The sequence below is a fragment of the Oleiphilus sp. HI0128 genome, from assembly GCF_001635365.1.
The window spans coordinates 1-747 of the sequence record NZ_LWGG01000329.1 but is presented as its reverse complement, the minus strand read 5'-3'; the positions used below and the strand labels follow the sequence as shown (position 1 = coordinate 747).

1 protein-coding gene is annotated in these 747 nt (G+C 43.1%); it reads right to left on the bottom strand.

Translation table 11 applies throughout. The features are described 5' to 3' along the window. Positions 1-747 (bottom strand): hypothetical protein (locus tag A3763_RS28095; protein WP_197482755.1); only part of this gene is annotated, 747 nt, incomplete at both ends.

Genomic DNA, 747 nt, shown 5'->3' with positions numbered 1-747 from the left:
GCAAGTGATCCAGATTTTGCTACAACATTAGAGTTTGATCCATTTTTATCCTTATCTAATAAGGTAACAGAACCTTCCAGAGTTGATGTTTCGCAATTCAGAATAAGATCCGTTGCTACGCCGTCGGAAACCAAAGAGTTCATCCAATCATGAAGCGCTTGCTGAACAGCAATTTCCCAACCTGAAGTGACCTTAAGCTCATTCATCAGCAATGGCAGCTGATCAATACCCATCTGCCGCTTTTGCGCAGAAACGCTAGAATCATCACCCAAGACAGATTCTTGAAGTGTTACAAGCGAAGCGAGGACAGCTTTCTGCTCCGATATCTTTGCATGCAAGATAGACTTCTGATCGCTTAGTGATTCAATCTTGTCTTGTTGTTGCTCAATTTTAGGCAATATGTCATCAACTTCCTGCTGAGAGCTTAATAGTTTTTCATCTACTATCAACTGCTCCTCTTCCCATTGACCATGATCTAGCTCTTCAATACTTCGCTGCACATCAATAGAGGAGTGAGATAGGCGTTCATGCCGTATTTCGAGCTCTTGAATTCGTTCTTCTGTTTGCTGGATCTTAGCTTGCTCAAGCTCTGCGCTTTTTTGAGCATTTGCAGAGTCCTGGTTAAATTGATCCCACCGAAGTTGCCAGGATTCCATGTCAGATTCGCGCATTTCCAGCTCGAAAGAGGATTGCTCAAGCTGCTCCTGAAGCTCAATAAATACCGCTTCAATTTCTTCTAGATCCGCT